21 protein-coding genes are annotated in these 22,734 nt (G+C 58.7%); 12 read left to right on the forward strand and 9 right to left on the reverse strand.

The features are described 5' to 3' along the window. Positions 1 to 8: 8 nt before the first annotated feature. Positions 9 to 626, reverse strand: a complete 618-nt coding sequence (locus B9Z45_RS10370; RefSeq protein WP_108407150.1) for an RNA pyrophosphohydrolase — start codon at positions 624 to 626, stop codon at positions 9 to 11. A 99-nt stretch (positions 627 to 725) separates the two neighbouring features. Between B9Z45_RS10370 and B9Z45_RS10375 the strand changes: the two genes are divergently transcribed. After that, positions 726 to 2,471 (forward strand): proline--tRNA ligase, encoded by a 1,746-nt coding sequence (locus B9Z45_RS10375; protein ID WP_108407151.1) that lies wholly within the window; start codon positions 726 to 728, stop codon positions 2,469 to 2,471. Between the two features lie 13 nt (positions 2,472 to 2,484). Beyond that, positions 2,485 to 3,150, forward strand: a complete 666-nt coding sequence (locus tag B9Z45_RS10380) for a lytic transglycosylase domain-containing protein (protein WP_108407152.1) — start codon at positions 2,485 to 2,487, stop codon at positions 3,148 to 3,150. 1 nt (position 3,151) lies between these two features. Here the strand turns inward: B9Z45_RS10380 and B9Z45_RS10385 are convergent, their stop codons facing one another. Further along, positions 3,152 to 3,586, reverse strand: a complete 435-nt coding sequence (locus B9Z45_RS10385) for a DUF1841 family protein (RefSeq protein ID WP_199221886.1) — start codon at positions 3,584 to 3,586, stop codon at positions 3,152 to 3,154. A 285-nt stretch (positions 3,587 to 3,871) separates the two neighbouring features. Between B9Z45_RS10385 and pcaF the strand changes: the two genes are divergently transcribed. Next, positions 3,872 to 5,074 (forward strand): 3-oxoadipyl-CoA thiolase, encoded by a 1,203-nt coding sequence (gene pcaF, locus B9Z45_RS10390; RefSeq protein ID WP_108407196.1) that lies wholly within the window; start codon positions 3,872 to 3,874, stop codon positions 5,072 to 5,074. 15 nt (positions 5,075 to 5,089) lie between these two features. Here the strand turns inward: pcaF and B9Z45_RS10395 are convergent, their stop codons facing one another. Then, positions 5,090 to 5,500: a hypothetical protein gene (locus tag B9Z45_RS10395; protein WP_108407154.1), complete on the reverse strand. Its 411-nt coding sequence runs from the start codon at positions 5,498 to 5,500 to the stop codon at positions 5,090 to 5,092. Continuing rightward, positions 5,497 to 6,888: an acyclic terpene utilization AtuA family protein gene (locus tag B9Z45_RS10400; protein WP_108407155.1), complete on the reverse strand. Its 1,392-nt coding sequence runs from the start codon at positions 6,886 to 6,888 to the stop codon at positions 5,497 to 5,499. The genes B9Z45_RS10395 and B9Z45_RS10400 overlap by 4 nt, the downstream gene beginning before the upstream one ends. Positions 6,889 to 7,064: 176 nt before the next feature. On the opposite strand from B9Z45_RS10400, the gene B9Z45_RS10405 reads away from it, so the two are divergent. The 7 genes from B9Z45_RS10405 to B9Z45_RS10435 all read left to right on the forward strand — a co-directional run bounded on the left by B9Z45_RS10405 (position 7,065) and on the right by B9Z45_RS10435 (position 15,168). Further along, entirely contained in the window at positions 7,065 to 7,940 is an 876-nt protein-coding gene (locus B9Z45_RS10405; protein WP_108407156.1) for a branched-chain amino acid ABC transporter permease, read from the forward strand. A 9-nt stretch (positions 7,941 to 7,949) separates the two neighbouring features. Continuing rightward, a complete protein-coding gene (locus tag B9Z45_RS10410; RefSeq protein WP_108407157.1) occupies positions 7,950 to 9,026 on the forward strand; it encodes a branched-chain amino acid ABC transporter permease in 1,077 nt (358 codons plus the stop codon). Beyond that, complete coding sequence (locus B9Z45_RS10415) at positions 9,023 to 9,856, forward strand: ABC transporter ATP-binding protein (protein ID WP_108407158.1); 834 nt, start codon at positions 9,023 to 9,025, stop codon at positions 9,854 to 9,856. Before B9Z45_RS10410 ends, B9Z45_RS10415 begins: the two co-directional genes overlap by 4 nt. After that, complete coding sequence (locus B9Z45_RS10420; protein WP_108407159.1) at positions 9,853 to 10,689, forward strand: ABC transporter ATP-binding protein; 837 nt, start codon at positions 9,853 to 9,855, stop codon at positions 10,687 to 10,689. The genes B9Z45_RS10415 and B9Z45_RS10420 overlap by 4 nt, the downstream gene beginning before the upstream one ends. A 3-nt stretch (positions 10,690 to 10,692) precedes the next feature. Then, a complete protein-coding gene (locus B9Z45_RS10425) occupies positions 10,693 to 12,549 on the forward strand; it encodes a long-chain fatty acid--CoA ligase (protein WP_108407160.1) in 1,857 nt (618 codons plus the stop codon). 35 nt (positions 12,550 to 12,584) lie between these two features. After that, positions 12,585 to 13,754, forward strand: coding sequence for an ABC transporter substrate-binding protein (locus B9Z45_RS10430; protein ID WP_108407161.1), 1,170 nt, complete (start codon positions 12,585 to 12,587; stop codon positions 13,752 to 13,754). 466 nt (positions 13,755 to 14,220) lie between these two features. Continuing rightward, positions 14,221 to 15,168, forward strand: a complete 948-nt coding sequence (locus B9Z45_RS10435) for a TerC family protein (protein ID WP_108407162.1) — start codon at positions 14,221 to 14,223, stop codon at positions 15,166 to 15,168. A gap of 54 nt (positions 15,169 to 15,222) precedes the next feature. Here B9Z45_RS10435 and B9Z45_RS10440 read toward each other — a convergent pair whose 3' ends face one another. Further along, positions 15,223 to 16,116 carry a LysR family transcriptional regulator gene (locus tag B9Z45_RS10440; protein ID WP_108407163.1) on the reverse strand — a complete coding sequence of 298 codons (894 nt, stop codon included), beginning with the start codon at positions 16,114 to 16,116 and terminating at the stop codon, positions 15,223 to 15,225. A gap of 124 nt (positions 16,117 to 16,240) precedes the next feature. Between B9Z45_RS10440 and B9Z45_RS10445 the strand changes: the two genes are divergently transcribed. Then, positions 16,241 to 16,522 (forward strand): zf-TFIIB domain-containing protein, encoded by a 282-nt coding sequence (locus B9Z45_RS10445; protein ID WP_108407197.1) that lies wholly within the window; start codon positions 16,241 to 16,243, stop codon positions 16,520 to 16,522. A gap of 15 nt (positions 16,523 to 16,537) precedes the next feature. After that, positions 16,538 to 17,533 (forward strand): sodium-dependent bicarbonate transport family permease, encoded by a 996-nt coding sequence (locus B9Z45_RS10450; RefSeq protein ID WP_108407164.1) that lies wholly within the window; start codon positions 16,538 to 16,540, stop codon positions 17,531 to 17,533. 4 nt (positions 17,534 to 17,537) lie between these two features. On the opposite strand, the gene B9Z45_RS10455 is transcribed toward B9Z45_RS10450, so the two are convergent. Genes B9Z45_RS10455 through B9Z45_RS10470 form a run of 4 tightly spaced genes read right to left on the reverse strand, consistent with a single transcriptional unit; the run spans position 17,538 to position 22,712 of the window. Next, positions 17,538 to 18,707, reverse strand: a complete 1,170-nt coding sequence (locus B9Z45_RS10455; protein ID WP_108407165.1) for an acyl-CoA dehydrogenase family protein — start codon at positions 18,705 to 18,707, stop codon at positions 17,538 to 17,540. Further along, a complete protein-coding gene (locus tag B9Z45_RS10460; RefSeq protein WP_108407198.1) occupies positions 18,704 to 20,725 on the reverse strand; it encodes a biotin carboxylase N-terminal domain-containing protein in 2,022 nt (673 codons plus the stop codon). The genes B9Z45_RS10455 and B9Z45_RS10460 overlap by 4 nt, the downstream gene beginning before the upstream one ends. Before the next feature lie 8 nt (positions 20,726 to 20,733). After that, a complete protein-coding gene (locus B9Z45_RS10465) occupies positions 20,734 to 21,543 on the reverse strand; it encodes an enoyl-CoA hydratase/isomerase family protein (RefSeq protein WP_108407166.1) in 810 nt (269 codons plus the stop codon). Then, positions 21,540 to 22,712 (reverse strand): acyl-CoA dehydrogenase family protein, encoded by a 1,173-nt coding sequence (locus B9Z45_RS10470; protein WP_108407167.1) that lies wholly within the window; start codon positions 22,710 to 22,712, stop codon positions 21,540 to 21,542. The genes B9Z45_RS10465 and B9Z45_RS10470 overlap by 4 nt, the downstream gene beginning before the upstream one ends. Between the last annotated feature and the right edge of the window lie 22 nt (positions 22,713 to 22,734).

Below are 22,734 nucleotides of genomic sequence, written 5' to 3' on the forward strand. Positions count from 1 at the left end.
GACTGGCTTCAGCCTTGTGGATTCGGATCGAAGCTGGCCCCGGGCGGAAGCTCCATGTGCAAGGGGGGCTCCATTTCCAAGGACCCGTTGTCAGGGTCTAGGCCTTCGCGAAGGCTTCGACTGCCACCGCGCAAATAGCGGTTTTGCCTTTCTTGGCGCGGCAAAAACCTGGCCAACTCGGTCAGTGCCATTTCGTACACACCGCGTTTGAACTCGACCACCACATCGAGTGGCACCCAGTAGTCGTTCCAACGCCAAGCGTCGAACTCGGGGTGGTCAGTGGCGCGCAAGTTCAGATGGTGGTCGTGCCCCATCAATTGCAGCAGATACCAGATCTGTTTCTGGCCTTTGTAAAAACCCCGAGCATCCCTGCGGATGAAGCGGTCTGGCACTTCATAGCGCAACCAGTCACGGGTTCGGGCCACGATGCGCACATGCTCCGGTTGGAGACCCACTTCTTCATGCAGTTCACGGAACATAGCTTGCTCAGGACTTTCGCCCCGGTCAATGCCACCTTGCGGAAACTGCCAGCTGTGGGTTCGTATGCGTTTGCCCCAGAAAACCTGGTTTCTCTGGTTGAGCAGAATGATGCCGACGTTCGGCCTAAAGCCTTCACGGTCAAGCATAATCAACCCCAAATTTTTAAATTGTGTTCATTATGCACGCCACATTGGCGCTCGCTCTTGGATGTTTCCCTGATTCCCCTGTTTTGTTAGCGTGCCGCGATGAAAGCTTCCCAATTCCTCATTTCCACCCTCAAAGAAGCGCCGGCTGATGCCGAAGTCGCCAGCCACAAATTGATGACGCGTGCAGGGCTGATCAAGAAGTTGGGCGCTGGCATTTACAACTACATGCCGATGGGTTTGCGCGTGATTCGCAAGGTCGAAGCCATCGTGCGCGAAGAGATGAACCGCGCTGGCGCCATCGAGATGACCATGCCCGTGGTTCAGCCCGCGGAGCTGTGGCAGGAAACAGGGCGTTTTGAAAAGATGGGCCCTGAGTTGTTGCGCATCAAAGACCGTCATGGCCGCGATTTTGTGATCCAGCCGACCAGCGAGGAAGTGGTCACCGACGTGGTGCGCCAGGAAGTGCGCAGCTACAAGCAACTGCCTAAGAATTTTTACCAGATTCAGACCAAATTCCGGGATGAACGACGGCCCCGTTTTGGCCTGATGCGAGGCCGTGAATTCACCATGAAAGACGCGTACAGCTTTGACCGCGACATGCTCAGTGCCAAGGCAAGCTACCAGGTGATGGCAGGTGCATACCGCAAAATTTTTGATCGCTTCGGCTTGACCTACCGTGCCGTAGCTGCCGACAGCGGTGCTATCGGGGGGGACCTGAGCGAAGAATTTCAGGTGATCGCCGCGACCGGCGAAGACGCCATCGTGTATTGCCCCAGCAGCAACTATGCCGCCAACATGGAAAAGGCTGAGGCTCTTGCCCCCAGCCAGCGAAGGGGTGCTGCAACCCAGGCACTGACAAAAACAGCGACCCCCGGTAAAAGCACCTGCGAAGACGTTGCCACCTTGCTCAACGTGCCGCTGTCCTCCACTGTCAAGTCGCTGGTGCTGGCCACCGATCAGCTGAACGCGCAGGGCGAGATCGTCAAATCTCAAGTGTGGCTGCTGCTGCTGCGCGGTGACCACGACATGAACGAAGTCAAGGTCGGCAAGCTGCCTGGCATGGAGGGGGGCTTTCGCTTTGCCACCCTGACCGAGATCGAAGACCACTTTGGCTGTAAGCCCGGCTACCTGGGTCCGCTGGATTTGAAAAAACCCGTCCACACCGTGGCTGATCGTGATGTGGCCGTCATGGCCGACTGGATTTGCGGTGCCAACGAAGAAGGCTTCCACACCACGGGCGTGAACTGGGGCCGGGACTTGCCCGAACCGGCGTTGGTCGTCGACCTGCGCAACGTGGTGGCGGGTGACCAATCGCCAGACGGTCAAGGTGAGCTGGCGATTGAGCGCGGCATTGAAGTGGGCCATGTCTTTTACCTGGGCACCAAATACTCCAAGGCCATGAACGCTACCTTCTTGGACGAGAACGGCAAACCCCAGTTCTTGGAGATGGGTTGCTATGGCATCGGCATCACCCGCTTGCCCGCCGCTGCCATTGAGCAAAATCACGACGAACGCGGCATCATCTGGCCCGATGCGATTGCGCCATTCACAGCTGTGATCTGCCCCATCGGCATGGACCGCAGCGAAGCCGTGAAGGCCGAGGCCGAACGCATTTACGCCGCCTTGCTGGCCGATGGCGTGGACGTCATCCTGGATGACCGGGGTGAGCGCCCTGGCGCGATGTTTGCTGATTGGGAATTGATCGGGGTACCGCACCGCATCACTATCGGAGACAAGGGGCTCAAGGATGGCCTGATCGAATACCAGCACCGGCGCGATTCAGAAGCGACCAAGGTGGCTGTTTCGGCCATTCTGGCGCACATCAAAACCCGCATGGCCGCCTGATTCGCGTTGGGGCATGTCGGCTTTCGTCGCCCTTCATTTTGAACCGATTACCCGCCGCCAAGCGTTGCAGCGACTGGCAAAAAGCGCCTTGCTGGGCACAGGCCTCAGCGTTTTGCCTTTCACGTCAGTTCATGCGGGCACACAAGTCGAAGAGCAATTGTCAACTGCTGTGCGCACCGCCCTCAGCGCGGCAGTCGCTGGTGACGCACCGCCAGAGCCGGTGCTGACCACCCCCTCCGATCAGCAGGCCTATGCCCGATGGCTTGCAGCCACTGGCCAGGGGCTGGTTCGTTTTCAGCGGAACCCCGTTGAGCGGCAAGAGTTCTTGCAAACCCTTTGGTACGAGGCACGCCGGGCAGGTCTGTCTTTGTCACTGGTGTTAGGTTTGGTTCAGGTTGAAAGCGCGTTTCGCAAACACGCTGTGTCGTCTGCAGGGGCTATGGGTTTCATGCAGGTCATGCCATTTTGGGCGCGCTCCATTGGTGATGGCGATCAGAGCCGACTGTTTCACATGCAAACCAATTTGCGTTTCGGGTGCGTGATCTTGCGGCATTACCTTGACCGTGAGCGCGGTGATCTGTTTCTTGGGCTTGGGCGTTACAACGGCTCCCGGGGCCAAGCCGCGTATCCCGATGCCGTGCTGAAGGCGCAGCGGGCTTGGCTACACGGGGTGGATTGAGTCAGTCTCGGGTGGCGTGGCGTTGCACGCACGCGATGTAGGCCTCGCCATCGGGCATGCGGCCGGCGCGTTGGCTTTCGTGAACCATTCGGCCCAGACATTCCATGGTCTGGTGGTGTGCATCGTGCAGTGAGTTGAGTTTGTGGGTGAGCAACTCCACCGCTTGGCGAATGCCACGGGGTTGGTCAATGCTGCATTGCTCGCTGATGGACAGGTGCATCGACAAGTGCAGAAAAGGGTTTTCCTGGTTCGGATCGGCTTTGTGCATGCTGGCCAGAGCGGCATCGACATCGGCCAGTTCAGCGTGGTATTCGGGGTGCTCGTTGATCCATTGGCTGACGAGCATTTCCATGGGTTCCAGAGTGGCTTCCGTGCGGGCTTTGGCGTAGACACCGCAAAAAAAACGCCGCACATCGGCTTGGGAGGGTTGAATCAGCATGGGGTGGATTGTCTCTTAAGTACAGCTGTTTTAAGCAGTGAGAGGCCGGGGTCTGGGGCCAAGGCTCAGAGGCGCTTCGCTTTGCCACATCGCCCTGGCCCCAGACCCCGGTCCTTCACATGGTTTGATGGATGGCGCCGCCGTCACGCCTTGCTGCCAGACGCCATGCTCTGAATTCAGAAGCAGGCGTACTTCAACTTCAATGCTGGCCCTAGAATACAAAAGAGCACCTAAATTTCATGCAATATAATGCATAAAGACAACCTTCACGAAACGACCAACATGAACCAAGCCTACATTTGCGACGCGATCCGTACCCCTTTTGGCCGTTACGGCGGTGCTTTGAGCAGCGTTCGCACCGACGATCTGGGCGCGGTGCCCTTGCGCGCACTGATGGCCCGCAACCCGAAAGTGGACTGGGCCGCCGTGACCGATGTGCTGTATGGCTGCGCCAACCAGGCCGGTGAAGACAACCGCAATGTGGCGCACATGAGCAGCCTGCTGGCAGGTTTGCCCATCGATGTGCCGGGCGGCACCATCAACCGACTTTGCGGTTCGGGCCTGGACGCCATTGGCACCGCCGCCCGCGCCATCAAGGCGGGGGAAGCCGGGCTGATGATTGCCGGTGGCGTGGAAAGCATGAGCCGCGCCCCGTTTGTCATGCCCAAAGCCGAAAGCGCCTTCAGCCGCGCCAATGCGGTCTACGACACCACCATCGGCTGGCGTTTTGTCAACAAGTTGATGAAGGCGCAATACGGCGTGGACTCGATGCCCGAGACCGCAGAAAACGTGGCAACCGACTACAAGATCGAGCGCGAAGCGCAAGACCTGATGGCCTACAACAGCCAATTGCGCGCCGTCGCCGCGATCAAGGCGGGTCACCTGGCGCGCGAAATCGTGGGTGTGAGCATTCCCCAGAAAAAGGGCGACGCCGTCCTCGTGGACACCGACGAACACCCGCGTGAAACCAGCCTCGAAGCGCTGGCCAAGCTCAAAGGTGTGGTGCGCCCTGATGGCACCGTGACCGCAGGCAATGCCTCGGGTGTGAACGATGGCGCGTGTGCCTTGCTGCTGGCAAGTGAAACCGAAGCGGCGAAAAACGGCCTCACGCCCAAAGCGCGTGTGGTGGGCATGGCCACTGCGGGTGTGGCCCCGCGTGTCATGGGCATTGGCCCTGCACCGGCCACGCTCAAGGTGCTGGCCCAAACAGGCTTGACCATCGACCACATGGACGTGATCGAGCTGAACGAAGCCTTTGCGGCACAAGGCCTGGCCGTGATGCGCATGCTGGGACTGAAAGACGACGACGCCCGTGTGAACGCCTGGGGCGGCGCCATCGCCTTGGGGCACCCGTTGGGTGCCTCGGGTGCCCGCTTGGTCACCACCGCCATCAACCGCCTGCAACAAACATCCGGCCGCTACGCACTGTGCACCATGTGCATTGGTGTGGGTCAGGGCATTGCACTGATCATCGAGCGCGTTTGACGCATGCCCCCGTGATCAAGCCCAGGGTGACAAAGGCTCTGGCCACCAGCCCCTTCGGGGGCTTTTTTGTGCCTGCTGCCATTCTTGCGCGCTGACTTCGATGTCCATGCGCAGCAGTGCAGCACCCATGGCTTTGCCCAGGTTGTCCAGCCGCAGATTGCGTGCGCCGCCACCTTGAAGAGCGCCTTCCAGCACGAATTTCATGGCCAGGATGTTGGGCAACGCCCAGGCTTGCACCTTGCCCGGCAGCCAGGGGTCAAAGTGGGCTTGTACTTTGTCTGCTGTGACTTCGCGTTCAATGATCCGATAGCCGTCTTCGTTCCAGGCGAACAGGCCAAAGTCCACCCAGTCGGCTTTGTCACCGCTGCGGGCGTGGGCCAGGTGGGCCAGGGGCATGCGCAAGAGGCTTGGGTTTAGGGTGTTCATGTGTTGAGTTCCAGAATTTCAAGGCGGGCCTGAACCCTGTTGCGAGGAATCAGTGTGGGCCAGATACCCAGCAATTCGCTGCTGCTGTTCATGCCCTGAAAGCCACAGGTGTAGGCCGGCCCGCTCAGGGCCATCCAGGGAAAGAGGCGACCAAAACCATCGGCCGCCGCTTTGACTTGTGTGCGCAAGGCCATGCGAACCCAGATCTCTGCGCGCTCATTCAGTTCTGTGGCTGAAGGCAATTGGGCCAGCGGGCCGTGCGCCGAATTGAGGCCCGGATACTCCACAAAAAGTTCGTCAAAAGGCAACTTTCGCTCCTTGAGTTGGCAGCGGATCATGGCCTCCGCGGCGTGCACTTTGTCCCAGGCGTCGGGCCATGAAAAGCCCCAACTGACCTCCGCCTTGAAGCCATCTTTGAAGCCCGCCACCGCCTTCAACTGGTCGCCAGGGCGCGCGCCTTTGGCCCCAGTCAAGCGCACCCGGTGATGGCCTTCATCGGTCAATGCGATTTGGCCCATGTCCAGCACCACGTCGGGCGACAGGTAAGCGTGTGGGTTGTGCACCTCGTAGAGAAGTTGCTGGCGGACCGTGTCAAAGTTAACCAGGCCACCCGTGTCCGGTGCTTTGGTCAGGATGGCCGTGCCATCGGCCTGTACCTCGGCAATCGGGTAGCCAATGTGGGCCAGATCGGGGATGGCTTGCCAGCTGCCCTGGCTGCCAAAATTGCCACCGCTGCCCTGGCCCGAGCATTCCAGCAAGTGGCCCACCGCCAGACCTTGGGCCAAGCGGTTGAAATCTTCAGACGTGCTGGCATCGCCCAGCTTCCAGCCCAGGCCGTGCACCAGCGGCCCCAAAAACAGCGCTGCATCGGCCACTCGCCCGGTGATCACGATGTCAGCCCCCTGGTCCAACGCATCCACGATGGGTTGCGCCCCCAAGTAGGCGTTGCCAAACACCAGACGCTCGCGCACGCTGCTCATGTCTGCACCGTTCATCATGTGGTCAAACCGTGTGCCTGCGTCTTGTAAAAGGGGTAGTACGTCATCTCCCGACACCACCGCGATGTGCGGGTGCCAGCCAGCGCCTGCCAGAGCATTGCGCACCGCCAAGGCGGCGCCCATCGAGTTCAGGCCGCCTGCGTTGCACACAAACCGAACGCCGCGTGGCTGCATCAGCGGCCACAGGCGCAAGAGCATGGGCACCACATCGCGGGCATAGCCCAGCGACGGGTCGCGTTGGCGGTCTTTTTGAAGAATGGCCAGCGTGAGCTCGGCCAGGTGGTCGCTGGCGATGAACTGGACTTGGCCGCGCTCGATGCTGGCGACCACGGGCTCCCAGTTATCGCCGTAAAAACCGAGGCCGGAACCGATGCGAATGGCATTTGTCATGCGGGGATATTGAAGCCTTGTGTTTGAGTTTGAATGGGGGACAACCCCTAGGGAAAGTCTCGTGTAAGACATACATAATCGCACGGTCGTTCGCAAATGCTTTTGCCCAGGCTCGAAGCCCATGGCAAAGCCAATGCGGACTTTGGCAAGACAATAAAAACACAGAGGAGACGGGCGTGCAATTGCTGCAACTGCTGATCAGCGGTGTGGCCCAGGGCTGTATTTACGGACTCATTGCCCTGGGTTTCGTGCTGATTTACAAGGCCACCGAAACGGTGAGCTTTGCCCAGGGTGACCTGATGATGGTGGGGGCCTTTTCGGGTCTGGCCGCCATGATGCTGCTGGGCTTTCCTTTTTGGTTGTCAGTGCCTGCCGCCATCGTGGCCATGGGCGTTTTCGGTGTCTTGCTGGAGCGCATGGTGATTCGCCCCATACTCGGGCAGCCTGCGTTTTCCATTGTCATGCTGACTATTGGCGTGGGGTATGTACTGCGCGGCCTGATCACCATGATCCCCGATGTCGGAACCGACACCCACACCATGCCTGTGCCTTATGCAGGACAGGTTTTGCGCTTGGGTAGTCTGGTGATTGCTGCCGAGCAAATGGTGGTGATCGGCGCCACTGGCATTTTGTGTCTGGGTTTGTTTGCCATGTTCAAGTACAGCAAGTTGGGCGTTGCCATGCAAGCCGCATCGCAAAACCAGCTGGCCGCTTATTACATGGGCATTCCGGTCAAGCAAATCAATGGCTTGGTCTGGGGCTTGGCGGCGGGTGTGGCTGCGGTAGCAGGTCTGCTGCTGGCGCCCATCACCTTTGTGCACGCCAACATGGGCTTTATTGGACTTAAGGCTTTTCCGGCCGCTGTGGTCGGCGGTTTTGGAAGCTTGCTTGGCGCCATCGTGGGCGGTCTGGTGATTGGCATTGTCGAGTCGTTTTCGGGCTTTTACTTGCCCGAAGGTTTTAAAGACATTGCGCCCTACATCGTGGTGTTGCTCATGCTGGTGCTCAAGCCCAATGGCTTGTTCGGCGAGCAACTGCGCAAGAAAGTCTGAGGCCCCGACATGCGTTTCATTTTCAAGACCGAATACAACCAGGACATTATCCTGGCCAAGCACGGTGGCCATGTGTTCTGGTACAGCTTGCTGGGGCTTTTCCTGGTGGCCGCACCCTGGGTTGTTGCGGAATACTGGCTGGCCCAACTGACCTTCGTGCTGATTTATGCGGTGGTGGGCCTGGGCCTCATGCTGCTGGCCGGCTTTACCGGTTTATTCTCCTTGGGCCATGCCGCCTTTTTGGGTGTGGGGGCTTACACCCAAGGCGTTATGGTGAACGCTGGTGTGCCGTTTCCGCTGGCCTTGTTGTGTGCGGGCTTGTTCTCGGCCATTGCGGGGGTCATCGTCGGTTTGCCTGCACTGCGTGTCAAAGGCATTTACCTGGGCATGGCCACGCTGGCCTTTGGCTTCATTGTCGAAGAGGGCATGGCCCGCTGGGAGCATGTCACGGGTGGCAATGCGGGCCTGATGGTCGGCTACCCCAAACTGGGTGGCTGGACCCTGGACACCACCGAAGAGTTCTATTTTCTTTGCCTTGTTGTCGCAGTGGGTGCCACATTGGCCATCGTGAATTTGCTGCGTTCGTCCACCGGGCGGGCATTTGTGGCGATCCGCGATTCCGAAATCTCGGCCCAGAGCATGGGCATCCACCTGGCACGCTATAAGACGCTGTCTTTTGCCTTGTCGGCTGCTTTGGCCGGCATTGGCGGGGCGCTCTATGCCCACAAGATCCAGTTTCTTTCACCTGAGCAGTTCAGCATCATCCAGTCGATCGACTTGTTGCTGATGGTGGTGATCGGTGGTCTGGGGTCCATCCATGGGGCTTTCCTGGGGGCCATTTTCCTGATCGTCATGCCCCAACTTATTTCCATGGGCAAAGACTTTTTGCCCGCAGCCATTGGCGGAGCCGCCGGTTTGCAGGGCACGGTTTACGGCATGGTGTTGATCGCCTTTGTGTTGTTTGAACCGATGGGCTTGTACGGGCGTTGGCTCAAGGTGCGCACCTGGTTCCAGCTCTTCCCGTTCTATCGCCGTGGCCTGTTCAAGCGCCAGAAATCATTCCAGAAATCGGACCGTCTGAAATGAACGCAGACATCCTTTTATCCGCTCAAGACCTGAGCGTCCGTTTTGGCGGTGTGCTGGCTGTGAACAAGGTCAGCTTTGACGTCAAGCGCGGCGAAGTTTTCACCCTCATCGGCCCCAACGGCGCCGGCAAGACCACGGTGTTCAACTTGATCAGTCGCATTTACACCCCCACCACCGGGGTGATTGACTACGCTGGCCCCAAGGGCACATTGCGCCTGACGGATGAACTGCCGCATCAGATCGCCGGCTTGGGAATTGCGCGCACCTTTCAGAACATCGAGCTGTTCGAGCACGCCACGGTGCTGCAAAACCTCTTGATCGGTCGCCACACCCACCGCAAGACCGGTTTGTGGAGTGAGATTTTTTTCACGGCCAAAACCCGTTCAGCCGAAATCGAGGCGCGCGAAAAAGTGGAGCAAATCATTGATTTTCTTGACTTGCAACACCATCGCGACTCGATGGTGGCGGGCTTGCCTTATGGCGTGCGCAAAGTCGTGGAGTTGGCCCGGGCCTTGTGCACCGATCCCCAATTGCTCTTGCTTGATGAACCCTCATCGGGCCTGAACGTCGAGGAAACCGAAGACATGGCTTTCTGGATTTCGGACATCAAGAACGAGCTCGGCATCACCGTGCTCATGGTGGAGCACGACATGAGCCTGGTCTCCAAAGTGTCGGACCGCGTGCTGGCCATGAGCCAGGGTGAAGAACTCGCTACCGGCACGCCCAGCCAAGTGCAAAGCGACCCGGGTGTCATCGAGGCCTATTTGGGCTCGGTGGACGATGTGTCCAGCCTGCGCCGCGAAAACTACGTGGCTGGAGGCGCAGCATGAGCGCCGCCACACAAAATTTGAACGACAGCCCGGCAGGGGCGGCAGAAGTGTCTGGGGCAACAGATAGCGTGATGCTGAAATTGCTCAACGTGGAAAGCGCTTACGGTCCGATCAAAGCGATTCGAGGTGTCAGCCTGCAGGTTCGCAAGGGTGAAATCGCCACGGTGCTGGGTTCCAACGGGGCGGGCAAAACCACCATCCTCAAAACCATCAGCGGCATCATCGACCCGCGCAAGGGCTCGATCGAGTTCAAGGGCAAAAGCATCACCGCGCAAGACCCCGCCATCATTGTGCAAAGTGGCCTGATGCACGTGCCTGAAGGCCGCGAGGTGTTTCCTTTGCTGTCGATTCGCGACAACCTGCTCATGGGCGCCTTCACGCGCGACGACCGCGATGGCGTGGCGCGTGACATGGAAGCCGTGTTCAATTACTTCCCCATCCTGCGTGAGCGCACGGCCCAAGACGCCGGTTTACTCTCGGGTGGCCAGCAACAAATGCTGGCCATCAGCCGGGCCTTGATGGCCAACCCGGACCTGATCTTGTTGGACGAGCCCAGCTTGGGCCTCAGCCCCAAGCTCACCAAGGAAATCTTCGAGATCGTGGTGCGCATCAACCGCGAGCGTGGCACCACCATCTTGCTGGTTGAGCAAAACGCCAACATGGCACTCAATGCTTCGGACTACGGCTACGTGCTCGAAAACGGCCGCATCGTGATGGAAGACATCTGTGCCCGTTTGCGTGAAAAAGAGGACATCAAGGAGTTCTACCTGGGGCTCAAGGAAGAGGGCGTGCGTGCCGATCGCCGCTGGAAAAAGAAGAAAACCTGGAGATAAGACATGAGCCAACTCTGGGACACCTCCGGCATTGCGCCGCAAAAAAACATCGTCATGGCGGGCGAGACCATCCCCGCCATCTTCTGGAATGCTGTGGCCGTCCGTGGCCCGAATGTATGGATGCGCCAAAAAGACTTTGGCATCTGGCGCAGTTGGACCTGGGACCAAACCGCCCAGGCCGTGCGCGAGATCGGCCATGGGCTGATGGCGCTGGGCTTTGAGGCCCGACACACCGCCTCGATTCTGGCCAATACCAACATCGAGTGGGTGCTGTGCGACCTGGCCGTGCTGAGCGCTGGTGGTGTATCCAACGGCATTTACCCGACCGATGCCGCAGAGCAAGTGCATTACCTCTGCGAAGACTCGGCCACCCGGGTTCTTTTTGTCGAAGACGATGAGCAACTCGACAAGGCCTTGGCCGTTCGCGACAGCTTGCCCTTGCTGAGCAAGATCGTTGTGTTTGACATGGACGGCTTGCGCGACTTTCACGACCCACAGGTCATCAGCCTGAAAGACCTGCGCGCCCTGGGGCGCGAACACGCCAAGGCCCATCCCCACCTGCTGGCGCAGCGCGTAGCCCAATGCAAGCCCGAAGATCTGGCCATCCTGGTCTACACCTCGGGCACGACCGGCAGACCCAAGGGTGGCATGCACAGCCACCATGGCCTGGTTTACACCGTGCGCGGTTACAACACCCTTATCGCCCGAGACGAACGCGACGAATGCATGTGCTTTTTGCCCCTGTGCCACATCGCAGAGCGCATGGGGGGTGAGTATTTTTCCCTGTACACCGGTGCCAAACTCAACTTTGTCGAGAACCCCGAAACCGTGCCTGAAAACGTTCGCGAGATCGCGCCCACTGTTTTCACGGCGGTGCCCCGCGTCTGGGAAAAGTTTTACTCGGGCGTCATGATCGCCCTTAAAGAAGCGGGCGGCCTGCAGCAAGCCATTTATGGCTGGTCCATCGGTGTGGGCCATCAGGTGGCCGAGTTGGTGCTCAAAGGCCAGCCCGTGCCTGCCAGCCTCAAGCTTCGCTTTTATCTGGCACGTTTGCTGGCGCTGAACAATGTCCGAAAGATGATCGGCATCCACCGTGCGAGGTTTCTGGTCACGGGTGCCGCGCCCATCTCGCCCGAGTTGGTGCGTTGGTACTTGGCACTGGGCCTGCCCATGCTGGAAGTGTGGGGCATGACCGAGACCTGTGGTGCCGCCACAGGTGTTCCCGCTGACCGCATCAAACCCGGATCGATCGGACCTGCCGCCGAATTCAACGAAGTGCGCCTGGACCCGGTGACCGGCGAAATTCTGGTGCGGGGCCCCAATGTTTTCATGGGCTATCTGAACTTGCCTGAAAAGACCGCCGAAACAATTGATGCCGACGGCTGGTTGCACACGGGGGATGTGGGCGTGGTGGACGAGGAAGGGTTTTTCCGCATCACCGATCGCATGAAAGACATCATCATCACGGCTGGGGGAAAGAACATTACCCCGAGCGAACTCGAAAACGAATTGAAATTCTCGCCTTACATCACCGATGCGGTGGTCATTGGCGACAAAAGGGCGTATCTGACCGTGATCATCATGATCGACCAGGAAAACGTGGAGAAATACGCACAGGACAACGATGTGCCTTTTTCCAACTACGCCAGCCTGACTCACAGCGCCGAGGTGCAAAACTTGATACAGGCCGAGATCGACCGTGTCAACAAGAAATTTGCACGGGTTGAGCAGATCAAGAAATTTTGGCTGCTCGATACACAATTGACAGCCGAAGACGAAGAACTGACACCGACCATGAAGCTCAAGCGCAAATTGGTCGAAAACAAATACGCGCCTCAGATTGAGGCCATGTACCGCTGAACCATTACCCTTTACTACAACAGGAGACCTGCAACATGAAAATCAAACTCAGCCTCGTCGCTGCTGCTTTGGCCTTGACCGCTGGCGCGGTCATGGCCCAAACGCAAGGCGTGACCAAAAACGAAGTCGTGCTCGGCTCCATCCAAGATTTGTCTGGCCCTCTGGCCGGATTTGGCAAGCAAGTTCGCCTGGGCATGATGCTGCGTGTGGACGAAGCCAACGAGCAAGGTGGCATCAATGGCCGCAAGTTCAAGTTGCTGGTCGAAGATTCGGCTTATGACCCGCGCCGCGCCGTCTTGGCCGCGCAAAAATTGGTCAACCAAGACAAAATTTTTGCCATGATTGGTCATATCGGCACGGCACAAAATATGGCGGCCATGCCTGTCCAGTTCCAGAAGAACGTGATCAACTTCTTCCCGGTGACGGCAGCGCGCGAAATGTACGACCCTTTTCACAAGCTCAAGTACTCATTTGCGGCCACCTACTTTGACCAGATGCGCGTGGGCGTGCCCATGCTCGTCAAGGAAAAAAATGCCAAACAAATTTGCGCGATGTACCAGGACGATGAATTCGGTCTGGAAGTCTTCCGGGGCGCCGAGGCGGGCCTGAAAGCAGCAGGACTGCAGTTCGCTGAAGTCACCACCTACAAGCGCGGCGCGACCGACTTCTCATCGCAAATGCAAAAACTGGCATCGTCCAAGTGCGATTTCGTGGTGATGGGCACCATCATCCGTGAAACCATTGGCGGCATTGGCACCGCTCGTCGCTTGGGATTCAACCCAACCTTCATTGGATCGAGCGCGTCCTACACCGACCTGATCCACAAGCTTGGTGGCCCTGCCATGAACGGCTTTTACGCCACCATGTCGGTGCAGCACCCCTACCTGGACGAAGCAGCGCAGCCGATCCGTTTCTGGGCCAACAAATACAAGACCAAGTTCAACGAAGACCCTACAGTGTTCTCGGTATATGGCTACAACGCCATCGATGCTTTCTTGCGTGCCATCGAAAAATCAGGTGCAAATCTGACCACCGAGAGCATCATCAAGGCCATGGACACCATGGTCATTCCGCCCGACATGTTTGGCAGCGCTGAAATGACTTTCAGCCCCACCAAGCGTTTGGGCAGCAATGCCTCGCGCATGTCGCAGATTACCGATGGTCGCTGGAAGGTGACATCGGCTTACTTCACCGACACCAAGTAAAGCCTGCAACGCAAGCTGCTTGAATCAAACCGCCAGCACCTGCAAAGGTCTGGCGGTTTTTTCATGGTTATCTGAACCTCTTTACAAGGGCGTTTCGGCATGGAACCATTGGGCACTTGAGGCGGCTCGGCCGTCGTTGCGTCACTGGCGATGGCCATGCCGCACACGACTCATATTCAAGCTTGGGCCATGTACTTCGCAACATTACCTGCCAGAGCGAGAAGCACCACAGGATGCCGTCAGTTCACCTATGACTGCTTCGCAGCGCCTTGCCCAGACGCATCGAATATTCCGTAAATCCAGTTTAAAACTCTTGTTTTTCGAGAATGAAACTAGGTTTAATTCAGTAAAAATAGAGGTCATTAAGCCCTGCTGATTGTGAAATCTTAAAAAAAAGGCTTGTGTGCTGGCTTCTGAAAAGTCTGGCTTGTCCCCTGTTATTGATTGATTTGAAAAGAGGTATTTCATGGAAACCATTGCGCCCCTGTGGCTCTGGCTTACTTTTGTGGTGATTGTTCTGGTGTCGCTGTTCGTCGATTTCGTGGTGCTCAAAAAGCAGGGTGCCCACGATATCGGGGTCAAGGAGGCCTTGAACTGGTCATTGATCTGGATTGCTTTGAGCTTTTTGTTCAATGGCCTCTTCTGGTGGGCCATCAAGGACGCCACGGGTTCTGTCGACATGGCGAACACCAAGGCACTGGAGTTTCTGACGGGCTATCTGATCGAAAAATCTCTGGCGGTGGACAACATCTTTGTTTTCCTGATGATCTTCACGTATTTTGCCGTCCCGACGAATTTCCAGAAGCGGGTTCTGATGATCGGCATCATTGGTGCGATCGTTTTGCGCACCCTGATGATCCTGGTGGGTGGGTGGCTGTTGGCCGAATTCCACTGGGTGTTGTATGTGTTTGGTGCCTTCCTGATCCTCACCGGTGTGAAGATGTGGTGGGCGGCCGGCAAGGAGCCTGATTTGGATGACAACCCGGCGCTCAAACTGCTGCGCAGGCTCTTACCAGTGAGTAAGAATTACGATGGCGAGAAGTTCTGGACCATCGAAAACGGCCAGAAAATCGCCACGCCCCTGTTCATGGTGATTTGTCTGATCGCACTGACCGATGTGATTTTTGCGGTCGACTCGATTCCAGCGATTTTCGCCATCACCAACGATCCGTTCATTGTTCTGACCAGCAACGTGTTTGCCATCCTGGGCTTGCGAGCCATGTACTTTTTGTTGGCTGCAGTGGCCAACAAGTTTCACCTGTTGAACTATGGCCTGGCTGTGATCTTGGTGTTCATTGGAACCAAGATGTGTCTGATCGATGTCTTCAAAATTCCTGTAGGCATCTCTTTGGGTGTGGTGGTCGGCATCCTGGCTGCGACCATGTTGCTGAGTGTGCGGTCTGCCAAGGCCTGAGGCGCTGGCCCAAGGACACCTCTCTGGCTTGCCGCCAGGGAGACTGCCCTGCTTTCAGCCTCCTGTGTCAGAGGCCTGCAGCAGCCGCTGCACCAGCGGGTGTTGCACTTTCTTTTCGGTGCCGATGGCGAAGAAACTTTCCTTCACACCCTCGCAGGGGCCCAGTCGCTGAACATCGTAGTGCGCCAGCAGCTCGTCGTGCACCCATTCGGCAGCCGGGAACACGCCCATGCCGCTTTCGCCAAAAGTCTTGAGCAAGGCGCTGTCTTCAAACTCGCCCACGATGCGCGGGCGGATGCCGTGCTGTTCAAACCAGTGGTCAATTCGAATGCGCACTGAGGTGTGGGCCGTGGGCAAAAGGACAGGCACATCGGCCAGACTGGCGGGAAACTTCTTTTTGGCCAATTTGACCAGTGCTGCGCTGCCATACCAGGACACGGCAGACGAGCCCAGTGCATGGTTGTAGAGCTTGATATTGGCATGGCTTGGCGCAGGACGATCGGACAACACCACATCCAGGCGGTGTAAGGCCAGGTCGCCCAGCAGGTCGTCGAACTCGCCCTCATGACACAGCAAGCGCAAGTTGGGCTCGGCCATCACGGGCTGCATCAGGCGGCGCACCACCAGTTTGGGCAGACCATCGGAAATGCCGGTCGCCAGCCGGACCGTAGGCGAACTCGCGGCATCGCGCACTTTGGACGGCAAGTCCTCACCGAGCTGAAAGATCTGATCGGCCTGCTGCATGGCAGCCAGCCCTGCATCGGTCAACACCAGCCCCCGGCCGGCGGGTTTTAGCAAGGCGTATCCCAGCGAGCGCTCCAGTTCACGCACCTGCGCACTCACCGTCTGCACCGCCATGTCCAGTTTGTCGGCCGCCCGGGTAATGCCGCCTTCCTTGGCCACAACCCAAAAATAGTAGAGGTGTTTGTAATTAAAGGTGGTTCTCATGATCGATTTTTAGGGATGGTTAATCCGAAATTATCTGCTTTTTCAGAAGATCAAGGGGATGTATCTTTGCATCTCATTTCAATTGAAACCCATGTTGCGTCTGTCCAAAATCAAAGGAAACACCATGAAGTGCCCTACCTGCAACGATGCCCCCCTGGTCATGGCCGAGCGCCAAGGGGTTGAAATCGATTACTGCCCCGCTTGCCGAGGCATCTGGCTCGACCGCGGTGAGCTGGACAAACTGCTCGACCGCGCTGCAGCGGCTGCAAGCGTTCAGCCTGTTCAGGCTGTGCGGCCCGGACAAGGCACAACGCGCTCATCGGGCCAGGGTGAGGGGCACTACGGCTACAGCGATCGTGACGCTTACAAACGCAAAAAATCCTGGCTGCATGAAATTTTTGACTGATGTTTTGACACCCCCATGACGAGCTTCACCGATCCCGCCATATTGTTCTTTGTTTTTGGCATGCTGGCCGGATCGTTGAAGTCCAATCTGGAAATTCCCCAGCCCATTTCCCGTTTTTTGTCACTTTATTTGCTGATGACGCTGGGCCTCAAGGGCGGCTTTGCACTCGCGCAATCTGGCTTGACCAGTGATGTGGTCATCAGTCTGGCTGCCGCTCTGGGCATGGCTTGCATCGTGCCCTTGATCGGCTATGGGGTGTTGTGCCGATTTTTGTCCGGTTTTGACGCCGCAGCCATTGCCGCAACCTATGGCTCAGTGAGTGCTGTGACCTTCATCACGGCTTCCCAGCACCTGGACAACCAGGGCGTAGCGTTTGGCGGGCACATGGCCGCCGCCATGGCCCTCATGGAATCACCCGCCATCGTTTTCGCAGTGGTCATGGCCAACCATGTGCGCCGGCGCATCAACTTGAACGGCAACCTGACGGATGCCAGTGTGGGTGCCCACGTTACCGGCAACCCACCTTTGAGCCGAATCCTGCATGAGGCACTGACCGATGGCGCACAGTTACTTTTGCTGGGCGCCATGCTGATCGGTCTTTTGACGGGTGAATCGGGTCGGGCAGCGATGAAGCCGTTTTCTGTTGACCTTTTCAAAGGCATGCTGGCTTTCTTTCTGCTCGACATGGGCCTGCTGGCGGCACGCAACATGGGCCAACTCAAGGGCCAATCGCCTTGGCTGGTGGTCTATGCCGTGCTGGGGCCCTTGGTGCATGCGGGCCTGGCCTTGTTGTTGGCGTGGCTCTTGGGCATGGCGGCAGGTGATGCGGCCTTGCTGATGGTGTTGTCGGCCAGTGCGTCTTACATCGCGGTGCCCGCTGTCATTCGCCACGCCATTCCCGAAGCCAGCCCGTCTCTTTACTTTGGCATGTCGCTGGGGCTGACGTTCCCCTTCAACATCTTGTTGGGAATACCGCTTTATTTGCATTTTGCGCAAAAGTTTTTGGGATGATTTGTCAGATCCCCAGTTGTTTGGCGGCCAGCTCTTTCATGATCTCTTCTGCCCCACCACCGATCATCATCACCTTGACCTCGCGGTAAATCCGTTCGCTCACCGTGCCACGCATGAAACCCATGCCGCCCAAAATTTGTACGGCGGCATCGGCACAAAACTGCATGGTTTGTGTGGCGTGATTCTTCAGAAGACAAACTTCAGCCACCCAGGCGGCGCCGCATTGGTTAGCGTCGGCTTGTCGAGTCACGGCATCGACCCAAGCCTGGGTCGATGAGATGCGCATCTGCATGTCCATCATCTTGTGGCGAATTACCTGGCGATCGATCAGGGCGGCGCCAAAGGTCTGGCGTTGACGGCTCCAAGACAAGGCTTCGTCGAAGCAGGCTTGGGCAAAGCCCAGCGCCATGGCAGACATGGCCAGCCGCTCGCCATTGAAGTTGCCCGTGATCATTTTGAAACCTGAGCCCTCGTCGCCGATGCGCCAGCGCTGTGGGACACGCACGTTGTCAAAATGCAGGTGCGCGGTGTCCGAACTGTGCCAGCCCATTTTGTGAAGTCGCGTGCGGGAGATGCCAGGGGTGTTTCCGGGCACAACGACCATCGAAATGCCGCTGGCCCCTTTGCTGGCTGGGTCGGTGCGTACCGCCAGGGTGATCCAGTCGGCGCGCAGCCCCGAGGTGATGAAAATTTTCTCGCCGTTGATCACGTAGTCTGATCCGTCGGCGACGGCCGTGGTGCGCAGGCTGGCGACGTCGGAGCCACCGCCCGGCTCGGTAATGGCCAGCGCCGCAATGCTTTCGCCGCGCAACACTGGGGGCACCACTTCGGCTTGCAGTTCGGTACTGCCATGCGCCATGACGGGCGGCAGGCCGATGTTGTGTGAAAACAGGCTGGCCATCACGCCGCCGCTGCCGCCATAGCGCGCCATGCTTTGCGACATGGCGTTGCGTGCGCGCCAGGGAGCGGGTGTGCCGCCCAGGTGTTCGGGGTAGCCCAGACCCAGCAGGCCCAAACTGGCGGCCTGGGTGTACAAGCTGCGGTCGATCTCGCCAGCTGCTTCCCAGGCAGACACGTTAGGCGCGATGGCCTGCCGTGCAAAGCGCTCGACGGTGGTCTGCAGGCTTTGCAGGTCTTCGGCTGTGAATGCGGTGGAAATATCAGGGGTTTTCATTCGGCGTCCTGCCATTTCACCAATACCTGACCGGGGCCCACTTGCTGGCCTGCCGATACCAGAACGCTTTGCACCACGGCATCGCGGGGCGCTGTCAGGGTGTGTTCGAGTTTCATGGATTCGATGACCAGCAAGGCATCGCCTTGCTTCACACAGTCGCCTTCGCGCACATGCAGCGCGATCAGTTTGCCGTTGAACGGGGCACGCAGCAGGGTCGCCGTTTGCGCGTTGGGGCCGGTGTCGGGGGCGCTGTGTGTTTGGTCGGTCAACCACAGTTCACAGCTTTGAACACCTTCCAGCTGAACATGCCAGCGGTCTGGCGATCTGCTTGTGCGGGCCGCACGGGTTTGCCAGCGCAAGCCGTTCAGGGTGATGTTCAAAGCGTGTTCCGCCACAGCTGTGTGAAATTCGGGCGGGTGATTTTTGGCAATTGGTGTGACGGGCACCTGTTCAATCCGTGCCAGATGCGTGGCATCCGCCTGGCGCACCTGTACCTGAGCTTGTCCCAGCTCCAGCACCACCGCTTGCCAAGTCTGAGTCTGCCCTGCAAAGCCCATGCGAAGCGGGCGTTCAAATGGGCTGGCCATGTGCTGTGCGGGGGGGTGTTGTGCGTACAGCACCGCCAGCGCAGCCGCAGTCTGTGCATCAGGGGTGGCTGGCAATCGCGCACGAATGGCGTCAGCGTGATCGGCCAGAAAAGGGATCAAGGCCTCACCCGCCACAAACACCGGGTGCTGCAAACACGCGGCCAAAAATGCCCGGTTGGTGGGCAAGCCCAGCACGGCTGTCTGCTGCAGGCCGGCACTCAGGCGGTCAATGGCTTCGCCACGAGTGGGCGCATGAGCGATCAGCTTGCCCAGCATGGCGTCGTAATGTGGCGTGACTTCGGCACCGGTGTGCAAGGCATGGTCAAAGCGCAGTTCTTCATCTAGCGCAGGCGGCGCAAAGTGCTTGACCGTACCGGTTTGCGGTGTGAAGTGTTCGTCTTCGGCACACAGGCGCACCTCAATGGCGTGGCCTTGCAGGCGCACATCGGCTTGCACCAGTGGCAGTGGCTCGCCGCGGGCAATTCGCAGTTGCCACTCGACCAGATCGAGCCCCGTGCACATTTCAGTCACCGGGTGTTCCACCTGCAACCGCGTGTTCACCTCCATCAGGTAAAAAGCTGAGCCTTCTGATGTGTTGTCCAGCAGAAATTCCACCGTGCCTGCGCCCACATAGCCCGCTGACCGGGTCAGCGCGATAGCAGCTTGCCCGAGTTGTTCGCGCAGCGCGGGCGACACAGCCGGGCTGGGCGACTCTTCGATGATTTTCTGATGGCGTCGCTGCGCCGAGCAATCGCGCTCACCCAGGTGAATGCAATGCCCATGGGCATCGGCCATGATCTGCACCTCGATGTGTCGGGGGCGCAGCAAGGCGCGTTCCAGCAGCAAGTCACCATGGCCAAAGCCAGCCAGTGCTTCTGACCTGGCACTGTGCAATGCAGGCAACAACTGCAGCATGTCGGTGACCAGTCGCATGCCTCGGCCGCCGCCACCGGCCACCGCTTTCACCATGAGCGGCAGACCCAGTTGCTGCGCTTGTGCGCTAAAGGCTGCATCGCTCTGGTCAGCGCCTAAATAGCCTGGCAGACAAGGTACACCTTGGGCCAGTGCCAGCGCCTTCGCAGCCGATTTGTTGCCCAGCGTCCTAATGGACTGGGGCGGCGGGCCCACCCAGGTCAGGCCCGCATCCAGCACCGCTTGGGCAAAGTCGGCGTTCTCACTCAAGAAACCGTAGCCCGGGTGTACCGCATCGGCCCCTGTGGCGTGTGCGGCCTGCAGTAATTTTTCGATGCGTAAATACGAGTCGGCTGACAAGGCCCCGCCCAGGGCGTAGGCGGTATCTGCCTCTTGCACATGCAGGGCGTGGCGGTCAATGTCTGAATACACCGCCACCGTTTGAATGCCCATGTCTCGGGCGGTGCGCACCACGCGGCGGGCAATCTCGCCACGGTTGGCGATCAGCAGGCGGGTCAGTGGGCGGCTCATATTTGTCCCTTGGGGCGTTGGCCCCATGGCGCAGGCTGTTTGCTGGCAAACGCGGACAGTCCTTGCGCCGCTTCAGTGCTGCGCAAACTTTGGGAAAAAGCTTGAGCCGCCGCATCGCGCAAATCAGGCATGGGACTGCGCAACATGCGCAGAAGTTTTTTGGTGTTGGCCACCGCACCGGGGGCTGCACGCAGCAGCCGCTGCAAAGTGGCTTGCCAGGCAGTTTCGTTGCTCAGCTCGATCACTTCGTGCACCAAGCCCATGGCATGTGCTTGCTCAGCGCTGTAGCTCAAACCTTGCAACAGGCATTGGCGTGCAGCGTTCTCGCCCAGGCGTTGCCACACAAAGGGTGCAATCTGGGCAGGGGGAAGACCCAGTGTGACTTCGGGTGTGCCCAGTACCGACCGCGCTGTGGCCACCACATGGTCGGCGCAACACACCAGACCGAATCCGCCGCCCATCGCTGCACCATCGACACGGCAAACCAGCAACTGGGGCAGGGCGCAAAGGGCGTGCAGCAAGTCACCAAAGCTTCTGTTCATGGCCAGCAGCGGATCGGTTTGCCCCGCTTGCAGGGGTTGGCCGATCAGCTTGGCAAAGCCACCCAGACTGCCCCCTGCGCAAAAGGCACCCCCCGCACCGGTCAGCACCACGATGCGCAAAGAGGCGTCTTGCCCAGCCCGCACACAGGCCTGCAGCAGACTGTCCACCATGGCATCGTTCAGGGCATTGCGCGAGGCTGGCTCGTTCAAGGTCCAGGTCTCGACGGCCCCTTGGCGGTCGATCAGCAAATGCGTCGGGCTCATTTCAAAGGCCGTTTGGCAATGCCCATGGTCTTGGCCAGGATGCCCAGCATCACTTCGTCGGCACCGCCGCCAATCGAGGCCAGACGCCCATCGCGGTACATGCGCGATACCTTGTTCTCCCAGGTGAAGCCCATGCCGCCCCAGAACTGCAGGCAGGTATCAGGCACCACGCGGTTCAGCCGACCGGCCTTGAGTTTGGCCATGGTGGCCCATTCGGTCACGTCTTCGCCTGCAATGTAGTGTTCGCACGCCATGTAGGTCAGGGCGCGCAGGCTCTCCACATCCGCCTTCAATTCGGCCAACTTGAACTGCACCCATTGCTGGTCGGCCAGGGTCGATCCGAAGAGCTTGCGCTCTTGCGCCCATTCCACCGTCCACTGGATGCAGTTGCTCAGGCTTTGCAGGCAGCTGGCCGCGCACCACAAGCGTTCTTCTTGAAACTGCTGCATCTGGTAGATGAAGCCCTGGCCTTCAGCACCGATGCGGTAACGCTGGGGCACCCGCACCTCGTCAAAATAAATCAGCCCAGTGTCGCTGCTGTTCATGCCGATCTTCCGGATCTTTTTGCCCACCTCAATGCCCGGCAGCAGTTTGCCGTTTTCTCGCATGGGCACCATGACCAGGCTTTTGTTTTTATGGATGGGGCCCTCACCCGTATTGACCAACATGCACATCCAGTCGGCTTGCAAGCTGTTGGTGATCCACATCTTCTGACCACTGATGACATAGTCGTCACCGTTCTTGCGGGCCACCGTCTTGATGCCTGCGACATCGCTGCCCGCTCCCGGTTCGCTCACGCCGATACAGCCCACCATGTCGCCGGCAATGGCCGGGGCCAGAAACTGCGCCCGCAATTCATCGCTGCCAAAGCGGGCCAGTGCGGGTGTGGCCATGTCGGTTTGCACGCCAATGGCCATGGGCACACCACCGCAGTCAATGTGCCCCAGCGCCTCGGCCATGGCCAGGCTGTACGAATAATCCAGCCCCGCACCGCCAAAGGCTTCGGGCTTGGTCAAACCCAGCAGGCCTAGTTGGCCCATTTTTTTGAAGACCTCGTGCGCCGGGAAGATCTCAGCTGCTTCCCACTCGTCCACATGCGGATTGATCTCGGATTCGATGAAGCGTTTGAGTGTGTTCTGGATTTCGCGGTGTTCGTGGGTGAATTGCATGGCTTGTCTCCTTGGGGTTGGC

This window comes from Limnohabitans sp. 2KL-17 (assembly GCF_003063415.1).
GTDB lineage: Bacteria > Pseudomonadota > Gammaproteobacteria > Burkholderiales > Burkholderiaceae_C > Limnohabitans_A.